Genomic DNA, 21334 nt, shown 5'->3' with positions numbered 1-21334 from the left:
CCGCCATCTGAGCGTGAACTATTCACCGCCGTAACCTCTTCCGAGGTGCGCGCCTGATGGCGATCGAAATTGGAACTGCTTATTTAAGCATTGTTCCAGAAACTAGTCAGATTCCCCGCGGGATCAACGCCGCTCTGGGGCAGGCGTCCCGCGGCGCTGACCGGGCAGGACAGGACGCTGGTAACCGGTTCGCGAATGGACTGCAGGGCGCCGTCCGGAAAGTCGGCCCGAGCATGCTCCGGCTGGCGGGCATTGGTGGTCTGACCGCCGCCCTGGGTGCGGTCGTATCGACCGGCAACACGTTCACGAACTCGATGAACACCATGCAGGCGGTGTCGCGGGCGTCTGCGGCGCAGATGCGTGATGTGTCCGAGGCCGCGAAGGACCTCGCGAACGACACCAGCTTGCCGGCCACTTCGGCGACCGACGCGGCATCGGCGATGGTGGAGTTGGCCAAGGGTGGCTTCACCGTCGAGCAGTCGATGAAGGCTGCGCGCGGGACCCTGCAGCTTGCGGCCGCCGCGCAGATCGATGCGGCCTCAGCTGCCACGATCCAAAGTCAGAGCCTGCAGGCGTTCGGTCAGAACGCCAGTTTCGCGGGCACTGCCGCTGACATCCTTGCGAACGCCGCGAACGCGTCGTCCGCTGAGATCACCGATGTCGCCGCCGCTCTGCAGCAGTCGGGCACCGTAGCGAACCAGTTCGGCCTGTCGATGCAGGACACCGCGGCCGCGATCGCGATGATGGCGAACGCCGGTATCCAGGGCTCGGACGCCGGTACTTTGCTGAAGTCCGCGCTCCTGGCGCTCACGGACCAGGGCAACCCGGCTCAGGGCGCAATCGAGGAGCTCGGCCTCACCGTCTACGACGCGCAGGGCAAGTTCGTTGGTCTGTCGAAGCTGTTCGGTGAGCTCGAGACGGCGTCGAAGTCGATGTCGGCTGAGCAGTATCAGGCAGCGACCGCGACCCTCTTCGGGTCGGATGCCATGCGTATCGCTGGTATCGCCGCCCAGCAGGGCTCCGAAGGCTACGACGCGATGGTCGACGCCATGGGTCGTCAGGGGTCGGCCGCCGAGGTTGCCGCCGCGAAGACCCAGGGCCTCCCGGGCGCTTGGGAGCGGTTCAAGAACTCGATGGAGACTGCGTCTCTCGGGATCTATGACGTCATCGACGGTCCGCTGATCGGTGCCGCTGATGGTGCTTCTGGGCTCGTCAACAAGCTCATGGAGATGGCGACCACTGCGGGCCCGAAGGTCGGTAGTTTCTTCGCTGGCATCGGCTCCGACATCGCTGGGGCGTACCGCACCCTGGCTGAGTCCGGGAAGATCGAGGAGTGGGGCACCCGCATCGCGGGCATCTGGGCTCAGCTCTCTGAGGCTGGTTCCAACCTTGGCCCGATCATCCTTCAGTTTTCCGAAGTCGCCGCCAAAGCGGCTGGAGCGATGGGGTTCGCGGCGTGGGAATCGTTGCTCGCCGTTGTCGAGGCCACCACCGCGATTCTGAGTGTCGGCATTGTGCCAACCCTGCAGCTGGTCGCCGATCTCGCGAACAACAACCAGGGTCTCGTCATCGGGCTTGTCGGTGCGTTCCTGTTGTTCAAGATGGTCCCTGCCGTAATTGGCTCTGTCCGTAGTTCGTTCGCTCCCCTGACTCAGCAGATCCAGAACGCAAACGCGGCGACCGCCGGTATGCGTGGGTCGCTGACGTCGATGGCTGGTGACTTCCGGAACCTGCGGCCGCAGATTGGCGCGTACGGCGCAGCGATGCAGTCGCTGACCAACAACTCGCAGACGTTCCGCAACATGCAGGCCGCGTTCATCAACTCGTCGACTGCAGCGGGTGGTTTCGCGGGTGCACTGCGCGCCGGTGTTGCGCCAGCTATGGCAGCGATGCGAACGGGCGCAACGAATCTCGTGAACACCCTGGGCGGAATGTCTGGCGTGATGATCGCGGCGGCCGCCATTCTGGCGATCACGATGGTGTCGTCGTACCAGAAGTCGAAGGCGGCGTCGGAGGGCTACAACAAGTCGGTCCAGGACCTCGAGGCGAGCCAGACCGCGTTCACGCAGGCTTTGATGGATTCGCGTGGCGCGGTCAACGATCAGGTTCTCGACAAGGCCGGCGCCAACATCGACGCCTACCTCGCCACCCTTGATGCTGCGGAGCAGAAGCGCGGCTCGTTCATGGACACCCTCACCGCCAACCCGATCGACGGTGGCGTGTTCTCAAAGGTCTTCGGCGGCGATGTCGAGAAGACCAAGATCAACGAGACTGCAGACGCCTACGGGCGGATGGCCGACGCAGTCCGTGGGCTGGGCTACGACAACGACCAGCTCGAGGCGAAGCTCACCGGCGGAACCGCCACCTGGGCTGACTTCTCTGCGAAGCTCCGCGCGACCGGCGAGGACGGCAAGAAGGCCGCCGACGGAATGCAAGAGTTCCGCGACAACTTCCTCTCCGACCAAAACATGGCGAAGCGCCTCACCCCCGGATTCTCCGAGTTGTCTGCGGCGATGGCCGAGTTCCGCGACGAGACGGCATCTGCGGAGGACAAGGCGTCGGCGCTCAAGCGGGCACTCGATGCGCTCAATCCTGCTGCTACAGCACAGGAGTCGATAGCTCGGCACAACGAAGTGATCCGCCAGATCACCGCGTCGACGAAGGAAGCGGCCGACGAAACCCAGGGCCTCGGCAACGAACTCCTCAAGGCGAATGGCGAGATCAACACCACCACCGGTAACGGCGGCGAGTTGTTCGACGAGCTGATGAAACTCCGTGATATCACCGCGGAGGTGGCCGCTAACAACGGCAACATGGGTGAGGCCTGGCAAAAGAACGAGGAAGCGTTCGCTCTGCTCGCCGGGAAATACAAGCTCACCGCCGACCAGATCCGTGCGGCCGGCGAGACCATAGGCCTGGACAGAACCACCGTCGACATGTTCGTCAGTCTCCAGGGTGCCGACGAGGTGACCCAGCAGCTGGGGTTCGTCAAAGAGATGTTCGACAGCGTCCCCGGCCAGAAAACCATCGAGGTCCAGTCCGACCAGGTCACCGAAGCAACCCGGGAGAAGTTGCGTCAGTTGGGTTTCGAGATCACCACGATGCCCGACGGCAAGACCGTCAAGATCGAAGCAAACGACGGTGCGAGTCCGGCACTTGCCGCGGTCATCAACAGACTCGTCGCTATGGGCAACACCACCGGCGTTGCGAACCTCGACCTGAATAAGACCCAGTTCGACCTGAAAGACTCGGCGGCGCGCGCGCAGCTGCAGGGCCTCGACACCACCGGTGTGAGCCCCGAAGTCGGCCTGACGATTCAGAAGCTGTTGGACGGCAAGTCCGTATCGATGTCTGAGTTGCAGGTTCTCGATCAGACGACGTCGAACCCCAAGGTCGACATGGCGATCGACATCATTCTGCAGAAGCTGGGGATCGTCAACGGCGAGATTGATAAGACTGCCAAGCCTCGGCAGGTCATCCTCACGCCCACGTATCAAACGGACCCCAATCTCAGCTACAACACCGGGACATCCATCGCGAATACTCCGGGCGCTGCTGCGGAGTTCCATGCGATGGGCGATGTGGTTCAGGGTCTTCCGCATAACGCACAGATCCTGCGCGCTCAGAAGACGTTCGTCACCGCAGGAGAGCGATCGACTGGTGGCGAGGCGTACATCCCGCTGGGCCTTCGCAACCGTGATCGGTCGCTCGATCTGTGGCGTCATACCGGACAGCTCCTCGGCGCCCAGTTCCAGGAGTTCGCCGACGGCGGTATCCGGGTCGACGACTTCGACAAGCTCGCAGAAGGTGGGCTCGGTGCGTCTCGGCCGTTGCAGGGCGCTCCGTACGACTGGGCAGGCGTCAACTGGGGCGACTGTTCGGGCGCCATGTCCGCATTCGCGCGGCTGGCAGCAGGACTCCCGATCTTCGGTGGCCGGTTCTCGACCGCGACCATGGCGGGCGATCTGGACGCGATGGGCGCTGCATCTGGTAGCGGCGGACCTGGAGACCTGCGTCTCGGCTGGTACAACGGCGGTGAAGGCGGTGGTCACACCGCTGGCACGCTCCCGTCGGGTAAGCCCGTCGAAATGGGTGGCCCGCACGGCGGCGGCGCATATGGCCAGGGCGAGGGCGTCGACAACCCGAACTTCACCGACTTCCGGCACTTCAAGGTCGGGCCGTCGTGGACGGATCCCGGCGCCGCACCGGGTGGGTTCGTTATCCGTCCGGACGGGACGATCGGCCCCGCGGGTAACGGCGACTTCAGCGCTGGCGGCGGATCTGGTTCCGGACTCTCGGGCAGCGGTGAGCAATCCCCGGAGCAGAAGATCGCCACGTCAATTTCCGAGAACCTCGGGACCGCGGCCAGCGCACTGGTCAAGGGATACACCTCGGACATTCTCGGCATGTTCGGGCTGTCGGACTCGCCGGGCTGGCTGGGCGCTGCGAGCAAACTTCAGGAAGCGAACCAACCCCGGAGCGGCGGCACCAGCCAGACGACCTCGACCGATCCAGGTACGAAGCTGCCGAAGGAGGGTGAGGACCTCGGCGGTACGTCGGCTCCGCAAGCAGCTGGACCACCCGCCTTGCCGGCAGCGGCGTTCACCCCGACCGGGGATGCGATCAAGGATGCGGTGAAGCGAGCGTTCGCGCCGAAGGGCTGGGCCGACGGTCCCCCGTGGAACGCCACCGACTTCATCGTCACCAAGGAATCGGGCTGGAATCCGCTCGCCCGGAACCCGCAGTCAGGTGCGTTCTCGCTGTTCCAGTTCCTGGGTTCGACTAAGGACCAGTATCTGCCGGACGAGAACCCCGATCCGTACATCCAAGGTCTCGCGGGTGCCAGGTATATCGGTGACCGCTACGGCGATCCCGAGAAGGCGAAAGCCGCGTGGGACATCCAGGGCTGGTACGCGAACGGCGGAACTGTCGGTGGACGAAAAGGCAAGGACAAGAACCTCATTGCTGCCACATACGGGGAGAAGATCACCAACCTTGAGAGCTCGCTGCGCGCGGGTGGCGTACTCGATGCGATCAACTCCTCGCCCGAAATCGCCGGACGAATCCAGAACCTGTTCGCAGGGACACCAGCCCCCGCACCCGCGATGGCAGGAGCGCTCGCTGGCGGCGAACGGATCGTCACCGAGCAGCACAACCACTACGAACAGATCAACCACAACCCCACGTACCAGTCGGAATCCGAAGCGCACCAACGCTATATCAAGTTCCAGAGGATTCAAGCGATGCGGCACGGGGGCTGAGTCATGGCGTTCAACACCGCAACCCCAGGCTGGTCGGAGCGGATCTCCCGGCACGTCAACGACGATGGCTCCGTCGTTCTGCCGGCCCGCATCGCAGCGTGGCTCGAGGAGCAAGCCGGGCTGACCACTGCCCACGAACGGCGCCTCGCGATGCGCGACACCGACCCCTTGGCCTATGAGGTACTCGCCGCTCTGCACCTGTCCGCACTCGCACACCGTTCCGGAACCGGAACAAAACTGGCCGCAGTGCCTGCCCAACCGTCACCCTCAGAGTGTTGGTTGACGACAACCGAAGCAGCCCGTCAGCTCGGCATGACCGACCGCGGTATCCGCAAATGGATCACCACCGGCCGACTCCCCGCCCAGCGACACGGCAACCGGTGGCTCATCAACCGCACACACCTACCCGTCAGCCAGACAGCAGCGTAAGGAGCACAACCAGATGGCCAACCTCGCAGCATGGGCGCCCGCACAGAAGCGCGTCGCGAGCATCCAGGACGAACTGAACAAGAAGCTCGACACCATCCGCGACGACCGCCGGTATTCCGAAGCCGGCCGGGAATCACTCATGGCCCGCGCGGTCATTGAAGCCAAGCAGCGCGTTAACCAGATGCGCAACGAAGCCGTCACCGAACGCGAAAACTCACGCCGCGATCTTCAACGTCGACTGTTCGGCATCTCCGGAAACCCCGACCCCCAATCGATGATCGCCCTGCGCGACGCCCAGGACCGCGCCGACCAACTCGAGAACATCGAGGCGGCACAGCGCGTCTACAACCGAGCCAGCGAATCCGGCGATACCTACCTCGCCCAGGCTGTCGCGCAGGTCGCCGTCCGCAAGGGATGGCGAGACGTCGTCGACGCCTTCTCAACAGACACCGGACAGAGTGAACTACTCGAACAACTCAGCGATCTTCCCACCGGAGACGGGGTCAACCTCGCAGACACATCCGTGTTCAGAGTCAGCAAGCCACGCGAACTCGCAACCTGCTCGGACATTCGACTTGAGTTCCTCGCGAAACAGACTGACGACGACGGTGATAGCTCGGACGATGGGAGTGAGTAGATGGGTCCACATGCACGTAAACGCGAAGTGACCGCTGCGATCCGAAGGCTCGGATCGGAGGGGCGAGAAGAGCGCGTCAGCGCAGCGCTCGCGCCGTCAGGGATCGGGTCGCTGCATTCTGGTGCCTCAACCAGTTCACGGTTCAGCTGCGACTACCAAACCGTCAAGGAGCGCGCAGCCGACGCACTACGCGAAGCCACAAGCGCAGGCCGCGGCGGCACACCACAGACCGACTGGTGGCGCGACTAGAGTGCTGAGCACCGTACAGGTCGGCGGCATAACCGCAGGTCAGAGAGGGGTGGGGGGAGGCCCCCGTGCCCCCCTCGACGACCGCACGGTAGGCATAGGGTCTGCCAGTCTGTGCATTGCAACCGAAATTCTCGGGATCGGGGTCTGAAAATGGGGCCCCGTCGACCTCGCACGGCCGCTGGGCGGCGTCTCCTCGACGACCTCGATGAGGCCTTGAACGACTCTGCGAAGGAGTCCAAGAAACTGCTCGAGTGGTCCGAAATCGAGATCAAAACCCTCGATATGCTGGGACAAACGGTCGATCGGGCTGAAGATCTACGTCGGGTGTTCGATGCGGAGCGCAAAGGTGAGGGCCGACCGGCGATGTTGGTAAAGATCAGTGCGGAGATCCGTTCGTTGGACCGCCAGATCAGCACGTTTATGGCGGAAATTCAGGTCGATTCGGGACCCAAGGTGTCCTCGCGCCATCTGAAGGCGGCAACGGCGCGTTGGGACCCGGCGCGCCGGGCCGGTGAGTACTGATGCCGCGTGAAGTTCGAGGGAGAACATTCGGCGATACCCGGGAGTTCACGACTGCTGAGATCGATCAGATCGCCGAGTTGACTGCCGAGATGTGGCCGTCGGGTCCGCGCCACGACGGGCTTACGTCATCGATCGCTGACCGTGCACTCGACGAGATCTTCGCGGCCGCCGGATGGCTCCGAGGGTTCCGGCTGTGGCCGCTGGGCGGCGGAGCTCACGATCCGGAGCGCGCGTTCGACGAGGAGGTCCACGGCGACCGCCACCCGATCACGCAGCGGTCCCGTGGGCGTCGTCGTCGATGACAGCCGGGTGGTGGTCGATCAGGTTTGCGGGGTCCCCGGAGAACCTCTCACGGCGGTTGCGGTCTTCATCACCGCAACTCGGGTTCGCGCTGAACCGCTCTCAGCCTTCGACTTGCCGGCGGAGGTTGTCGAGGTGATCTTGTGCTTCGGACACTCGCTCTGAGGCGGCGTCGGCGACGTCCTGCTTCTCGGTGAGGTCGTCGGTGATCGCTTGGGCGTTCTTGACAACGTCGTGTTGGCCGCGTCGAGCTGCTGCCGCCTGGGTCGCTTTGGCTTTGGCAATGATCGCGTTGGCATGACACGAATCGTCTCACGACACCCGACGCGCAGTCCGAACGATTGATCTGCGTTCATATCGGACGCTTGGAGATCTGCAGCACGCTATGTTTTGCGCATGCAGGATATTCAGCTCGACGACGACGGCAACTTTCGGTGCGCCGCGTGCGGTGGCAGAAACTTCAGCGAGAAGCGGACCCGTCGAGCCAAGGTGATCGGTGTGACCGCCGGCGTTGCGACGCTGGGTGTCGCGGGGGCTGCTGCTCCATTGGTGGCGAAGAAGAAGCTGTATTGCCAGGCGTGCGGCACCTACAACCAGATGGGCAACGCTAAGCCGTACAAACCGACGACGGTTCCTCCGACGCAGGGCGCGGCATCCAAGCCGCGGAGTGAACCAAAACAGAACACCCCTATGGACACGCTGCTGACAATGCTGGGGATTGTCGCCATAGCCGCAATAGGACTGGCTGTGTCCATCTCGTCCGGCTCAGTGGCCTGGGCGATCATATGTGGTCTCGTGCTGCTGCTGAGTGGCTTCGGTGCATTCGTGACAGCGATCAACATGCGCGCCGCTCCGCCGAAAAAAAGTCGTCCGGCGACGCCACGGCCCGCACCGAAAAGGACACCCACGGAGGATGATCTGGGTTCCTCTCGGCAGGGCAAGTACCTCGAGGTGAAGAAGCGACCCCCGCCTCGCCCGAAGAGCGTGGACTAGACTCACCGCCTTTGAGGGCGGTGCTCACCAGAGGGTTCTCGCGCACTTTTCACTGTCAACCGTGAAAAGTGTCAGGTTTTTACCGGAGCCGGGAAGAACCTGAGCATCCGCCAGGCGGATATCAGGTTTGTTCCTGAAAAGGCGCTTCGAGGAGAGTTCGGAAGGGTCGCGTTTGAAACGCGCCCCTCGCAACCGCTGGCGGGCACTCAGCGCCGCCGTCCGCAGTGCGTCCGCAGCTGGCCTACAAGCCGCCAACTGCAACCAACGCAGCTAACGCCCCTGACCTGCCCCGATCGACGCTTGTCCGAGACAGCCAACGTCACAAACGTCCAGCACGTGATTCTTCTACAACGTGATCGTCACCGGCACGAAGCCGAACTGAGATCGGTCCGAAGGCACAGAAGAAGACCCCCACCATCTCCGGTGGGGGTCTTTTCTTCCCGGCAAGCGATCAGACGTCCTCGACTGACAACGCATTGGAGACGAACGCCTCGACGCGTTGCCTCAGCCCCGCCACCGCTTCGGCCCGCAACCCATCGAGGTCGGTGGCTTTGTGGAAGGCCGGCGGAAGTCGACGAGCGTTCCGTGGACAGCTGAAGTCCTCACACACGAGGACGCCGATCGTATCGCCGCGTCGCCCGGCCTGTCCCGCCCGACGAGTCGAGAACATCACTGCCACGCTGGTGAGGTTGACGTCGCGGCACCAAGCGCACATCGCTCGCCTCTTCGGTACGGCGTCAGCCTGCGTCAACAGCAGCGTCACGAGGTCGCCCTGGTGGGGCACACAGATGTACCCGCGGCGCGGGATCTTGCGGTCCCGCCATCCGTAGAAATCGAGTGCGTCGAAGTCGGTCTCGTCGAAATCGGCCGGAAAGGTGACCCGCTTGATCTCGCTGCGCGTCGCGCCACGAAATGAGTCGATGATCTGTTGGTGAGTGAGGTGCTGCATGGTGCATCCATCCCGGCAAGCATCTGCTGATGCGCGATACCTGCCATTGGAGAGCCGCGTCCGTGACGCGGTGAGTCGAATCCCCGACGGCGTCGGGGCGAGGACATGGCTACGCAGCCGACCGTTGGGGTCGGCTGCGGGGCGCAGTCATCTCGATGCGGCGCGCGGGGCGCCGGCACCTGCTTCGTCTCGATGGATCACGTGGCCACCGTACCGCGGGGCAGGACGATGATGCATCCCGATTACCGACGGCTGCCGGCCATCACAGGAGCATCGAATCGGCGTAGACAGCCATCGCGTCGCGGTAGTACGCCGCCAGCCCGAGGGCGATCTTGTCGTACGTCGCGGTGAACCGCGGATCGTCGACGTACATGTCTCCCAGGCACTTGAACGCTGTGGCGTCCGGGGTCCACATCGTGCAGATCGTCCGGTAGGCGGCATCGATCTCTGCCTGGACCGCGGGGTCGCCGACTTCGGTTCCGGCGCTCATGAGTTCGGCCATGCGGATCATCGCGGCGGTCTGCTCGTGTTGCAGCCGCTCGATGTCCGCGGGTGTCATCGCAGCTGTACGGTCCTTCGACTCCTGCCACTGTTCGGGCCAGCGTTCCCTGGCCTCGTCGTCGTACTCGGTGGGGTCGAACCCCTCGAAGAGATTCTCCGGTCGGTTGATATGTGACATCTCGCTGTCTCCTGAATGTTTTTCGAGTTCTTCGATGGTGCGCGCAACGGTGTGCGCCACCAGCGTGAGCCGGTCGCGTTCACGCAGCAATCTCGCGTGGTGGCCGCGCAGGGCCTCGACCTGGTCGGACTGCTCGTCGAGTATCGCCTGGATCTCGGCGAGCCCGAGATCGAGTTCCCGCAACACCCGAATCTGCTGCAGCCGCAACAGATCATCCGATTCGTAGTAGCGGTAACCGTTGCTCCGCACTCCGGCGGCCGGCAGCAGGCCGATCTCGTCGTAGTGACGCAGGGTCCGCGATGTGACCCCGGACATCCGGGCGACCTCCACTATCGACCACGACATCTGCCACCTCCACCTGAACTCGGCCGGTATCTCCGACCCATCATGACGCTAGAGGTTGACGCTGCGTGAACGTCAAGCCCGAAAGTGGTGGGTTCTGGCGAACGCCACCAGGGAAAACGCTCGCCAAAACCCACCAAGATCGGGTCAGCAGGTGGTCAGTACCTTCGCCATCGCGTCCTTTTCGGCAGCGGTGACCCAGAGCCCGTAGCGGGCTTTGACGTCGATCTGCCTGCTGACGTACGTGCATCGGTAGGTCTTGTTCGGCGGGAGCCAGGTGGCGGTGTCGCCGTTGCCCTTCTGCTGATTGGTCGGCCCGTCTGTGGCCTGCAGGTTGGTGGGGTCATTGGCGAAGTCGGTGCGCTTGGCCTCGTCCCACTGGGCGGCGCCCTTCTGCCAGGCGTCTGACATCGCGACGACGTGGTCGATCTGCACTGCGGGAGAAGTCTTTTCGCCACGGAGGAAGTCAATGGTCTTACCCGAGTAGGGGTCGACGAGGACTCCGGAGAGCACCACGCACCCCCGGGACCCGGGTTTGACGGTGATGGCTGAGAGGTCGCGGCGCAAGATGTCGTTGCGGGTGTCGCACCCGTTGTGGCCGTCGGGGACGTTGACGTCGTCGGTCCAGGCCTGCCCGAACTCGCTGCGTTCATAGCCGGTTTTCGGGGATCGCCCCTTGACGACGAGCGTGTCGAGTTGTGTCCGCGCAGAGGAGGGCGACGAGAGCGGGGGAGGGGCAGCCGATGTCGTCGGTGACGCGGCCTCGTCCTGGTCGCCGCCTCCGACGTTCAGGCCGACCCAGGTCAGAGCTCCAATGACGACCAGTGCGATCAGCCCCACGGGACCGGCGGCCCGGCCCCGCAGACGGTGGGATCGGGGTTTGCGTCGGTTCACGTTCTCCTCTTCGGTGGCATCGATACTGTTATACCTGTGGGCTACGACTTCACGATCGACGACGTTGCGTTTCTGCGTTCCGAATCCGGGCGCAGTGCTTTGGAATTCGCTGATTCGCTTGCATTGCAATCCGACACGATGCTCGCCGACATCGAGAAGCTCTCGCGCCGGTTTCCCGACCATCAGGCGGCGTTGGTGGAGACCATCATCTGTCGTCGGAAGGCGGCCGGAAAACTCAGGGATCCCGGACGGCTGTTGCTGACGAACGATGCGCTGCAACAGGCCACTGCATATCCGGTCGCCGAACACCGCGCCGCCGAGATCGCGGATCGGTACCCGGGTGCCACCGTGCATGACGTCACCTGTTCGATCGGCGCTGATCTCGGAGCCCTCACCGTCCAGGACGGTATCGGGCGCGTGATCGGTAGCGACCTCGATCGCGTCCGCCTGGCGATGGCGGCCCACAATGTTCCCGGCGCGACTCTGGCTCGCGCCGATGCACTCACGCCGACGAGTGACGCCGACGTCGTCATCGCCGATCCGGCCCGCCGCAGTGGTGGCCGACGCAGCTTCCGCCTCGAGGACACAGAACCGCCCCTGCTGGACGTGCTCGCCGTGTACGCGGGCCGGCCGCTGGTGGTGAAGTCGGCACCCGGGATCGACTACCGGCTCCTACGCGACCGCTACGGATTCGCGGGTGAGGTGCAGTTGGTGTCGTTGAACGGTGGTGTGCGAGAGGCCTGCCTGTGGTCGGAACCACGGACCGGGGTACGCCGCCGTGCCACGGTGATCCGCACGGGAGGCGCAGGTTTCGAGATCACCGACGCCGCCGACGATTCGGCGGATGTGGATGACGTGGGTACCTGGATCATGGATCCCGACGGCGCCGTCATCAGAGCCGGACTCGTTCGTCACTTCGCCAAGATGCACGGTCTGTGGCAACTCGATCCGCAGATCGCCTACCTCAGCGGCGACGAACTCCCGGTCGGAGAGCGTGGCTGGCGGGTGATCGAGCAGATGGGGTTCTCCGAGAAGCATCTCAAACGCCGCCTGGCCGAATTGGATTGCGGGACTGTCGAGATCATGGTGCGCGGCGTCGACCTGGATCCCGATCGACTGCGTAAACGACTCAAGCTCAAGGGGTCCCGATCGCTGGCAGTCGTGATCACCCGCATCGGCAGGGCCGGGGCGATGTTCATCTGCGAGGCCGGGGTGCGGCAGACCTGACTTCGCGCCCGTGTGCGCGAAGGCCGGGGCTACTGCTGCTTCGGCAGGTCGTAGAAGTAGACCTCGCCCAGGTTGGTGGCGGTGGCGACCTGACCGGACGCCGACACTGCGACCCCGGTGGTGAAACCGACCGAACCCGGAATGGCCAGTTCGCGGTTGGTGGTTCCGTCGGCGGCGTTCAGTTCCATCAGGGTGAGCTCGTCCTCGCCCTGTTTCCGGACCACGGTCCAGGCGGTGCCGTAGTTGGTGAGGGCCGAGAGGCTGACCGACCGCAGATCCGTGCGCTGCCACACCGGAACCGCTTTGTCGCCTTCGTCTTTGAATGCTCTGACCGGTGAGTCGAGGACTCCGGTGGGGATGAGCAACCCGTCTGGTGTGATGGTCATGGTCGCGAACCCGTAGTTGTCGACGAAGTAGTCCCACTTCGGGGTCCCGGTCAATGCGTCGAGGGCGTATATGCTGCCGAGCCGGTTGAAGACGTACACCGTGCGACGGTCCGCGGACAACGTCGGCGGGCCGATGACACCGCCGGGGATCTCGGCCTGCCACGATTCGCGGATACCGCGCCCACCGTCTTGCTCGGCGTATTCGTAGCCGCGCACCTGGGACGCGATGGCACCCTCGGGCCAGTAGTTCAGATAGAAACGTTCCCGGTCCGAGTCGACGGCGGGCGGTGCCTGCACGGGGCAGCGGGGGCCGCCGGACACGCAGTCACCGAGGCCGTACAGCGGCTGATTCGGGTCGGCATCCGGGCGCAAGGCGATGCCCGGAGCCGCGAGTTTGCCGGTCTGCGAATCGAACAGCAGGATCTGGCCCAGGTGACTGGTCATCAACACCAGTCCGGGTGCCGCGAACTTCGCCGAGAGCGGCACTCCCACGGTGCCGAAGCGCCAGCGGACGTCCCCGGATCCGGTGAGCCCGAAAAAGGTACCCGCCTCACCGAGGTAGATGTTCTCGTACTGATCGACGAGCATGGCATTGAGCTGAACACCGTCGGCGAGGTGCTTACAGAAGTTCTTCCGGCCGGCGCGAGGGTCGAACAGGAATGTGTTGCACCCCGACTCGGTGCCGGCGGTGACGCCGACACTGGAGCGTCCGGAGATGGTCAGCGGAGCCGAGATCGGTCCTCCGACCGGCCGCGACCAGGACAGCGTGAGTTCATCGCTGACCTCGGGATAGACGAAGTTCGAGTTCTGGGCGTTGCCGCCGAAGCTCGACCACCCTGCACTCGGGATCGAACGGACGTCGTCGACGCCGTCCGAACAGGAGCTGATCAGCACCGCGAGCAGTGGCACCAGCACCAACAGGGCGCGTGTGGTGGTCCGGCGGCGCATCGTGCTCCTCATCGTCACTCGCACTTCTCTTGATCGCCCGTGAGCCTATCGCGAACGACCAGCACGACCCGGTAACGGTGTCGATTAGGGTTCCTAGACATGACGAGCATGTGGAATGCCCCGCTGCATCGCCGGTGGCGGGCAGGCCGGCGCCGAGACAAAGCGCAGGCCAGGTTCCTGACCCGGGAGTCGTTGCACTGGGTGATCGCCAATCGGGCGTACTCGCCCTGGTACCTCGTGCGCTATGCGCGACTGCTGCGGTTCCGGCTTGCCAATCCGCATGTGGTGCTGCGGGGAATGGTGTTCCTGGGCAAGGACGTCGAGATCCACGCGACCCCGGAGTTGTCGCGGATGGAGATCGGGCGCTGGGTGCACATCGGTGACGGGAACTCGATCCGATGCCACGAGGGCTCCCTCAAGATCGGCGACAAGGTCGTGTTCGGCGAGAACAACGTCGTCAACACCTACCTCGACATCGAGTTCGGCGCGTCGACGCTGGTCGCCGATTGGTGCTACATCTGCGACTTCGACCACAAGATGGACGACATCACCGTCGCGATCAAGGATCAGGGGATCGTCAAGGGTCCGGTCCGGATCGGTCCCGACACGTGGATTGCCGCGAAGGTCTCGGTGCTGCGCAACACGGTGGTCGGCCGTGGGTGCGTGCTCGGTTCACACGCCGTCGTCAAGGGCGTGATCCCCGACTTCTCGATCGCTGTCGGCGCTCCGGCGCGAGTGGTCAAGAACCGCAAGGACGACTGGGCCACCAACGCACAGGAGCGCGCAGAACTGGAACGGGCCCTGGCCGACATCGAGCGCAAGAAGGCTGCTGCTAAGGGAGAATGATGTCGACCGGCTTCGCCGGATCTCGTTCGGGCAGCGGACGTTCGACGATGTTCGGCCGTCCCAGTGGACGGCGGATGCGGCGTTTGGCGCCGAGATAGACGCCGGCCGTGCGCTGGGCGACCTGATTCCACGCGAAGCCCTCCGCGACACGATGGCGTGCGGCGATCGCGCGATTCTGCGCGGCCTCGGGGTCGGTGAGGGTACCGCGGATCGCGGCGGTCAATCCGGTGACGTCGCCGGGGGCGAAGCTCATGCCGGTGACCCCGTCGGTGACCGCCTCGCCGAGCCCGCCCGCGGTGGAGGTCACCAGCGGTGCCCCGGTCGCAGCTGCCTCCAGTGCGACGATTCCGAAGGGTTCGTACCGGCTGGGGAGCACGATGGCGTCGCACCGATGCAGCAGTGTGGTCAGACCTGTGCGGTCGACGCTTCCGACGAAGCGGACCGCCCGCGAGACACGATGCTTGCGTGCGACCTCCTGCAGCCAGGCCAGCTGGGTTCCGTCCCCGGCGACGGTGAGCGTGGTGCCCGGGTGTGTCCGGCGAACGCGGGCAAGCGCCGCGATCGCGTCTTGCAGGCCCTTCTCGTATTCGAGCCGGCCTGCGAACAACAGCTCGGGGCCACTGGTATGTCGGGTTCGCGCGGCGAACGGCCAGGCGTCGATGTCGATGCCGTTGTGGATGGTGTGGATTTCGGCGAGCTCGGGCCCGAAGAGCCTGTTGACCTCATCGTGCATCGACACAGAACACGTGATCAGAGCGTCCGATTCCGCGGCGAGCCACCACTCGACCGAATGGACCTGCTTGTTGACCCGACCGCTGACCCAGCCGCTGTGCCGGCCGGCTTCGGTGGCGTGGAAGGTACTCACCAGGGGTACGTCGAAGTGTTCGGCGAGTGCGATCGCCGGGTGCGCCACCAGCCAGTCGTGGGCGTGTACGACATCGGGGATCCAGGGCCCTTTGACACCAAGGTTTTTCGAGTCGCCGAGCTTCAAGCCTGCGCGGATGAGCGAGTGGCCCATCGCCAGTACCCAGGCCATCATGTCCTCGCCGAACACGAAGTGCGGAGGATCCTCGGCGGCTGCGATCACCCGGACGCCCTCGGAGACGCGGTCGCTGCCGGGGTGGCTCAGACCATCGCTACCGCTGGGCTGGCGGGAAAGCACCACCACATCGTGGCCGGCGCCGGCCAACTCCACCGCCAGGTGATGGACATGACGACCGAGGCCGCCGACGACCACCGGCGGGTACTCCCACGACACGATCAGGACTCTCATGCAACCCCCAGCCGGCGGGCGTCGAGGCCGGGGAAAAGATTGTCGGCGACGTTCCAACGCGCCGAGAGGTTGTCCGCCAGCGGTTCTCGGCCGCGGTCGGCGGCATCGCAGATCTCGCGGGTCGCGTGGGCGTGGGTGTAGAGCCGGTTGCGGGCGTAGTCGGCGGCGGTGTCCTTGGAGACCATGAACGGCCAGTCCGACGACGCCGTCAACAGTGCCTCGCGCAGAATCTGATCGCTGACCCGGTCCCGGGCCACCAGGCCGCGGTCTCCTCGCTTGGTGACGGTGGCCAGCGCGCTCTGCACGACCTCGGCGTTGATCTGCACCAGGTCCGCCACCTGGGGGCCGTTCCACACGCGCCAATCCTTGCCCGATCCCCAGGACGATCTCTGCAGGGCAGCAGGTGCGCCGACGTATCCCTGTTCGCGCGCTGCCCCGAGCGTGCCGACCCGGATACCGGCTTCCGGGAGCGCACGCAGCACCGCCTCGAGCCATTGCGGCCCCTCATGCCACCAGTGCCCGAACAGTTCGGTGTCGAAGGCGGCGACCACCAGCGCCGGCCGGCCGATGCGCGCACTCTCGTCGATCAGACGGGCGCGGACGCAGTCCACGAAGTCGGCGGCATGGCGCTCCAGCGTTGCCTGTGCGCGGTCCGGTTCGTACGGCTTCTTGTCGGACCCGCTGACGCCGCGCCCCGTGACCCGGGCTGGTTTGAGTCCGAAATGATGGTCGTAGGTGTGGAAGTCGCGGTACGCCGCGTGGCCCGGGTAGCCCGATTTCGGCGACCAGACCCGGTAGGACACCTGCAGGTCGCGTCCGAAGGCGACGACGTCGCTGTCGTGCACCGGTCGGCCCAGCGAGGTGTCCCCATGGAGCGCAGGGCCATCGACCATGAAATGACCGACGCCCGCCCGCTGGTAGTCGATCTCCATGCCCGGCGCATAGGCACATTCCGGGGCCCAGATCCCGCGGGGTCCGGAGCCGAAACGCTGCGCTCCGTCGGCGAGACCCTCGCGCAGCGAGAAGTCGCGCAGTCGTGGATCCAGCAGTGGTCCGAAGGGATGCGCGAGTGGACCGCCCAGGAGCTCGATGGTGCCAGCGTCGAGCATCGAACGGACCAGAGCCGAGCCACCGTGGCGCCAATGGGTCTCGAAATCGGTGAGTGCCGCTGCCGCGGCGCGGTATTCACGTCCGCCGAGGGCGTTGATCGTCGATGCCGGCCGAGCGTCGGTGCCGGCTTCGTCTCCGGCCACCGCGGCCTCGCTCGCCCGCACTTGCCAGTCGCCCAGCCACTGGTGCATCGCAGAGAGGCAGTGCGGGTCGTCGAGCTGGGCGGCGAGAACAGGGGTGATACCGAGGCTGAGCTGGTCGGTGAATCCATCCGCGGCCAGCCGGCGCAGTGCCGCAAAGACAGGTTGATACGACCCCGCCCACGATTGGTAGAGCCATTCCTCGCCGACCGGCCACCTGCCGTGGTTCGCGAGCCAGGGCAGGTGAGAGTGCAGTACCAGAGAGAACATCCCCGGAACTGCGTGCCCATCTGTGGTCAAGGCTTCACCGCGACGAACAGCAGATCCAGACTGGCGTCGAGGTCGGAATCACTGATGTCGAAGTCTGCGGTACGGATCGCGGCGACGTCGGCGGTGAGCTCCGGCGGCCACGGCTGCCCCGACAGCGCGCGCTCGATCTGGGCGTCGATGAACGACCCGCCCCAGGCCGCATCGAGCTCCCGCAGAACTGTGCCGTGCGACACACCCAGCATCTCGGTCACGGCGAATCCGGGGGTGGTCAGGAGCTCGCGCAACTCCGCCGGATTCAGTTCGCGGGTGTGAAACGGATTGAGCGGGGTGTCGCGGCCGGGGGAGAAGGTGATGCGGTTGGGGGTGGAGATGAGCAGCTCCCCGCCGGGGCGCAGCACCCGCAGGCATTCGGAAATGAAGGCCTGCTGGTCCCACAGATGTTCGATGACCTGGAAGTTGACCACGGTGTCGACGGAGGAGTCGGGCAGTGGCAGATCGATCAGGTTGGCCTGGTGGATCGTCAGATGTGAGTAGCGGCTACGGGTGTGTTCGACCGCCGAGAGGTCGTAGTCGACGCAGGTCACGGCGGTCGCGACGGCGGAGATGAGGTTCGCTCCGTACCCTTCGCCCGATCCGGCTTCGAGCACCGTACGGTCGCGGCACCGTTCGAGGATGTACTCGTATGCCACCTCATGTCGCCGGAACCAGTAGTTCTCCTCGGCTATGCCGGGCACCGTCCTCTCGCCGGTCAATGCAAGCGTTTCCTGCTCTGTTTGCACTGGCTGCGGCGTTGAAATGGTGTCGTGTGATCCACGCGGTCCTCTGGCCATGAGGGGAGCCTAGTGGGCGGCGAACGAGACCTGAAGCAGCAGCTAGAACCGGAGTACAGAACTCGGGAAGAATGGCGCGAATGTGACGCACTTCATTGCGCGCGTAATCTGGTGTTCGACCTGGCATTAGGCCGCGCTAAGGTGGTTAAGACCCCGGAGTACTTACCGCTTAGTAAGTTCCTTTCGGTAAGTTGTCCAGAACCCTACGCAGGAGGTCGACGAAGACCCATGACAAACATTGTCGTTCTGATCAAGCAGGTCCCTGACACCTACTCCGAGCGCAAGCTCAGCGATGGTGATTACACCCTCGATCGTGAAGCTGCCGACGCCGTTCTCGATGAGATCAACGAGAAGGCCGTCGAAGAGGCGCTGAAGATCAAAGAAGCAGGCGAAGGCGAGGTGACGGTGCTCGCAGTCGGACCCGATCGCACCACCGATGCCATCCGCAAGGCTCTCTCGATGGGCGCCGACAAGGCGATCCACATCAAAGACGACGCGATCCACGGCAGCGATGCGATCCAGACCGCATGGGTCATCGCCCGCGCCCTGGGCACCGTCGAAGGTGTCGAGCTGGTCATCGCAGGCAACGAGGCGACCGACGGCCGCGTCGGCGCCGTGCCCGCGATCATCGCCGAGTACCTCGAACTGCCGCACCTGACCCACATGCGCAAGCTCAGTGTCGACGGCGACAAGCTGTCCGGTGAGCGCGAGACCGACGAGGGCATCTTCCACCTCGAGGCCACTCTCCCGGCCATCGTCAGCGTCGGCGAGAAGATCAACGAGCCTCGCTTCCCGTCCTTCAAGGGCATCATGGCTGCGAAAAAGAAAGAGGTTCAGGTTCTTTCGCTCGCAGACATCGGTGTGGAAGCAGAAGAAGTCGGACTGGCCAACGCCGGCTCGACGGTCACCAGCTCGACCCCGAAGCCGCCGAAGACCGCGGGCGAGAAGGTTGTCGATGAGGGTGACGGCGGCACGAAGGTCGCCGAGTACCTGGTCGGTCAGAAAATCATCTGACGGCCGGCCACACCACCCATCGACCACAGTCCCAAGGAGTAACCACCATGGCTGAAGTACTTGTCCTCGCTGAGCTGGACGCCGAAGGTGCCCTGAAGAAGGTCACCTCTGAGCTCATCACCGCTGCCCGTGCGCTGGGCAGCCCGTCGGTCGTCGTCGCGGGTAAGCCCGGGACCACCGACAGCATCGCCGACGCACTGAAAGAGGCAGGCGCAGAGAAGATCTACGTCGCCGAGTCCGATGACGTCGCCGGCTACCTGATCACCCCGCAGGTCGACATCCTCGGCACCGTCGTCGAGCAGGCATCGCCCGCCGGCGTGATCGTGGCCGCGACCGCGGACGGCAAAGAGATCGCCGGCCGTCTGGCCGCGCGCCTGGGTTCAGGCGTGCACGCCGACGTCATCGAGGTGAAGGAAGGCGGCGCCGGTGTGTACTCCATCTTCGGTGGCGCCTTCACCGTCGAGGCAACCGCCGGCGGCGACGTTCCCGTGTATTCGGTCCGTCCGGGTGCCGTCGAGGCCGCACCGCAGGCCGGAGCCGGCGAGCGCGTCGATGTCGAGGTGCCCGCAGCGCCCGAGAACGGCGTCAAGATCACCAAGGTCGAGCCCAACGTCGGTGGCGATCGCCCCGAGCTGACCGAGGCCACCATCGTGGTCTCCGGTGGCCGCGGTGTCGGCAGTGCCGACAAGTTCTCGGTCGTCGAAGATCTGGCCGACTCGCTCGGTGCCGCTGTCGGCGCATCGCGCGCCGCAGTCGACTCCGGGTACTACCCGGGTCAGTTCCAGGTCGGTCAGACCGGCAAGACGGTCTCGCCCCAGCTGTATGTGGCGCTCGGCATCTCCGGTGCCATCCAGCACCGCGCAGGCATGCAGACCTCCAAGACGATCGTTGCGGTCAACAAGGACGAAGAGGCCCCGATCTTCGAGATCGCGGACTTCGGCATCGTCGGCGACCTGTTCAACGTCGCGCCGCAGCTGACCGAAGCGGTCAAAGCACGCAAGTGACACCGCTCGGCTGCTGACAGCCTGAACAGTCGAACGACCCCCTGGCCCCCGGCCCGGGGGTCGTTTGCTGTTCACGCACCTTGCATCGACACGTCACGCCGCCGCTGCCGCGAGGTACATCCGGGTCGATACACCTGTGCCTATGAGGACTACCGCAGAGACCACCACTGCCGGAGACGCAGCGCAGCGGAGCTCGACCAGAATCACTGCAGCACTCGTATCCGGCTCGACCTACAGCCTGTTCCTGAGCACCGACCTCCACGACATCGACCTGATCACCCGCCTGCGCTATCGCGTGTTCGCCGGCGAACCGGGCTTCGCCGATTCGATGGCGGCGGTCACCGACGGCCGCGACACCGACCGATTCGACGAACACTGTGACCACCTGATCGTGCGCCACAACCTCACCGGAGAGGCGGTCGGCTGCTACCGGCTGCTGCCACCGCCCGGCGCGATCGCCGCGGGAGGTCTCTACACCGCAACGGAGTTCGACCTCGCCGAGCTCGATGACCTCGCTCCACAGACGGTGGAGATGGGCCGGGCCTGTGTGGCGGCCGAGCACCGCTCGGGTGCGGTGCTGGCGCTGATGTGGGCCGGCATCCTCGTCTACCTCGAGCGCACGGATTACCGCTACCTGATGGGCGCGACGTCGGTCCCGGTCCTGCGGGACGTGGACGGCGGGATCGCGGGGTCCCAGATCCGGGGGATCCGCGACTTCGTCTCCGACCGCCACCGCGGGCCCTGGCAGGTTCACCCCCATCGGCCGGTGGTGCTCGACGGCAAGTCACTCGATGAGATCGTTGCACCCGCGCGGCTGGCGTTTCCGCCCCTGCTGACCGGATATCTGCGCATGGGTGCCTGGATCTGCGGGGAGCCCGCCCACGACCCGGACTTCGGGGTCGCCGACTTCCCGACCGTGCTCGACCGCAGGCGGGCCAACACCAGGTATCTGGAACGACTGCGCCAGATCACGGCAGGCGCGCGATAGTGGGCGCGTGCGCGACGCACAGCTGGTTCCCGTCCAGCTCGTG

18 protein-coding genes and 1 pseudogene are annotated in these 21334 nt (G+C 65.0%); 12 read left to right on the top strand and 7 right to left on the bottom strand.

The features are described from left to right. The first annotated feature begins 56 nt into the window (after positions 1-56). The 7 genes from BFL43_RS20410 to BFL43_RS20375 all read left to right on the top strand — a co-directional run bounded on the left by BFL43_RS20410 (position 57) and on the right by BFL43_RS20375 (position 8391). Entirely contained in the window at positions 57-5261 is a 5205-nt protein-coding gene (locus BFL43_RS20410; RefSeq protein ID WP_084894285.1) for a phage tail tape measure protein, read from the top strand. Positions 5262-5264: 3 nt separating this feature from the next. Further along, positions 5265-5690, top strand: a complete 426-nt coding sequence (locus BFL43_RS20405; protein WP_084894284.1) for a helix-turn-helix domain-containing protein — start codon at positions 5265-5267, stop codon at positions 5688-5690. Between the two features lie 13 nt (positions 5691-5703). Beyond that, the gene (locus BFL43_RS20400; RefSeq protein ID WP_084894283.1) at positions 5704-6327 is read left to right on the top strand and encodes a hypothetical protein; all 624 of its coding nucleotides are present in this window, start codon (positions 5704-5706) and stop codon (positions 6325-6327) included. After that, positions 6328-6576, top strand: a complete 249-nt coding sequence (locus tag BFL43_RS20395; protein WP_084894282.1) for a hypothetical protein — start codon at positions 6328-6330, stop codon at positions 6574-6576. Between the two features lie 213 nt (positions 6577-6789). Beyond that, positions 6790-7098, top strand: coding sequence for a hypothetical protein (locus BFL43_RS20390; protein WP_143695437.1), 309 nt, complete (start codon positions 6790-6792; stop codon positions 7096-7098). After that, entirely contained in the window at positions 7098-7400 is a 303-nt protein-coding gene (locus BFL43_RS20385) for a hypothetical protein (RefSeq protein WP_084894280.1), read from the top strand. The genes BFL43_RS20390 and BFL43_RS20385 overlap by 1 nt, the downstream gene beginning before the upstream one ends. 394 nt (positions 7401-7794) lie before the next feature. Beyond that, a complete protein-coding gene (locus BFL43_RS20375) occupies positions 7795-8391 on the top strand; it encodes a hypothetical protein (protein WP_084894278.1) in 597 nt (198 codons plus the stop codon). A 451-nt stretch (positions 8392-8842) separates the two neighbouring features. Here the strand turns inward: BFL43_RS20375 and BFL43_RS20370 are convergent, their stop codons facing one another. From BFL43_RS20370 to BFL43_RS20360, 3 genes and pseudogenes are all read right to left on the bottom strand, one after another. Further along, positions 8843-9340: an FBP domain-containing protein gene (locus BFL43_RS20370; RefSeq protein ID WP_084894277.1), complete on the bottom strand. Its 498-nt coding sequence runs from the start codon at positions 9338-9340 to the stop codon at positions 8843-8845. 262 nt (positions 9341-9602) lie between these two features. Then, complete coding sequence (locus tag BFL43_RS20365; protein WP_084894276.1) at positions 9603-10364, bottom strand: MerR family transcriptional regulator; 762 nt, start codon at positions 10362-10364, stop codon at positions 9603-9605. A 147-nt stretch (positions 10365-10511) separates the two neighbouring features. Next, positions 10512-11255: pseudogene (locus tag BFL43_RS20360) on the bottom strand (HNH endonuclease family protein); the annotation flags it as partial. A 36-nt stretch (positions 11256-11291) separates the two neighbouring features. Between BFL43_RS20360 and BFL43_RS20355 the strand changes: the two are divergent. After that, positions 11292-12482, top strand: a complete 1191-nt coding sequence (locus BFL43_RS20355) for an SAM-dependent methyltransferase (RefSeq protein ID WP_084894275.1) — start codon at positions 11292-11294, stop codon at positions 12480-12482. Positions 12483-12511: 29 nt separating this feature from the next. Here the strand turns inward: BFL43_RS20355 and BFL43_RS20350 are convergent, their stop codons facing one another. After that, positions 12512-13816: a PQQ-binding-like beta-propeller repeat protein gene (locus tag BFL43_RS20350; protein WP_084894274.1), complete on the bottom strand. Its 1305-nt coding sequence runs from the start codon at positions 13814-13816 to the stop codon at positions 12512-12514. Between the two features lie 99 nt (positions 13817-13915). Here BFL43_RS20350 and BFL43_RS20345 point away from each other — a divergent pair, with 99 nt between their 5' ends. Then, positions 13916-14662 carry an acyltransferase gene (locus tag BFL43_RS20345; protein ID WP_084894273.1) on the top strand — a complete coding sequence of 249 codons (747 nt, stop codon included), beginning with the start codon at positions 13916-13918 and terminating at the stop codon, positions 14660-14662. Here BFL43_RS20345 and BFL43_RS20340 read toward each other — a convergent pair. The 3 genes from BFL43_RS20340 to BFL43_RS20330 are packed head-to-tail and all read right to left on the bottom strand — an operon-like array spanning position 14649 to position 18285. Further along, entirely contained in the window at positions 14649-15935 is a 1287-nt protein-coding gene (locus BFL43_RS20340; protein ID WP_084894272.1) for a glycosyltransferase family 4 protein, read from the bottom strand. The two genes, BFL43_RS20345 and BFL43_RS20340, sit on opposite strands and share 14 nt — an antisense overlap. Then, positions 15932-17455, bottom strand: a complete 1524-nt coding sequence (locus tag BFL43_RS20335) for a glycoside hydrolase family 57 protein (protein WP_084894271.1) — start codon at positions 17453-17455, stop codon at positions 15932-15934. The genes BFL43_RS20340 and BFL43_RS20335 overlap by 4 nt, the downstream gene beginning before the upstream one ends. A gap of 26 nt (positions 17456-17481) precedes the next feature. Beyond that, the gene (locus tag BFL43_RS20330; protein WP_084894270.1) at positions 17482-18285 is read right to left on the bottom strand and encodes a class I SAM-dependent methyltransferase; all 804 of its coding nucleotides are present in this window, start codon (positions 18283-18285) and stop codon (positions 17482-17484) included. Between the two features lie 228 nt (positions 18286-18513). On the opposite strand from BFL43_RS20330, the gene BFL43_RS20325 reads away from it, so the two are divergent. The 3 genes from BFL43_RS20325 to BFL43_RS20315 all read left to right on the top strand — a co-directional run bounded on the left by BFL43_RS20325 (position 18514) and on the right by BFL43_RS20315 (position 21291). Beyond that, the gene (locus tag BFL43_RS20325; RefSeq protein ID WP_084894269.1) at positions 18514-19299 is read left to right on the top strand and encodes an electron transfer flavoprotein subunit beta/FixA family protein; all 786 of its coding nucleotides are present in this window, start codon (positions 18514-18516) and stop codon (positions 19297-19299) included. A 47-nt stretch (positions 19300-19346) separates the two neighbouring features. Further along, on the top strand, positions 19347-20303 hold the full coding sequence (locus BFL43_RS20320; protein WP_084894268.1) for an electron transfer flavoprotein subunit alpha/FixB family protein: 957 nt from the start codon (positions 19347-19349) through the stop codon (positions 20301-20303). Positions 20304-20445: 142 nt separating this feature from the next. Next, complete coding sequence (locus BFL43_RS20315) at positions 20446-21291, top strand: GNAT family N-acyltransferase (RefSeq protein WP_084894267.1); 846 nt, start codon at positions 20446-20448, stop codon at positions 21289-21291. Positions 21292-21334 lie beyond the last annotated feature (43 nt).

Source organism: Williamsia sp. 1135 (assembly GCF_002095395.1).
Taxonomy (GTDB): domain Bacteria; phylum Actinomycetota; class Actinomycetes; order Mycobacteriales; family Mycobacteriaceae; genus Williamsia.
Note: the sequence above shows the minus strand (reverse complement) of the source record. Positions and strands in the feature narration are given on the sequence as shown.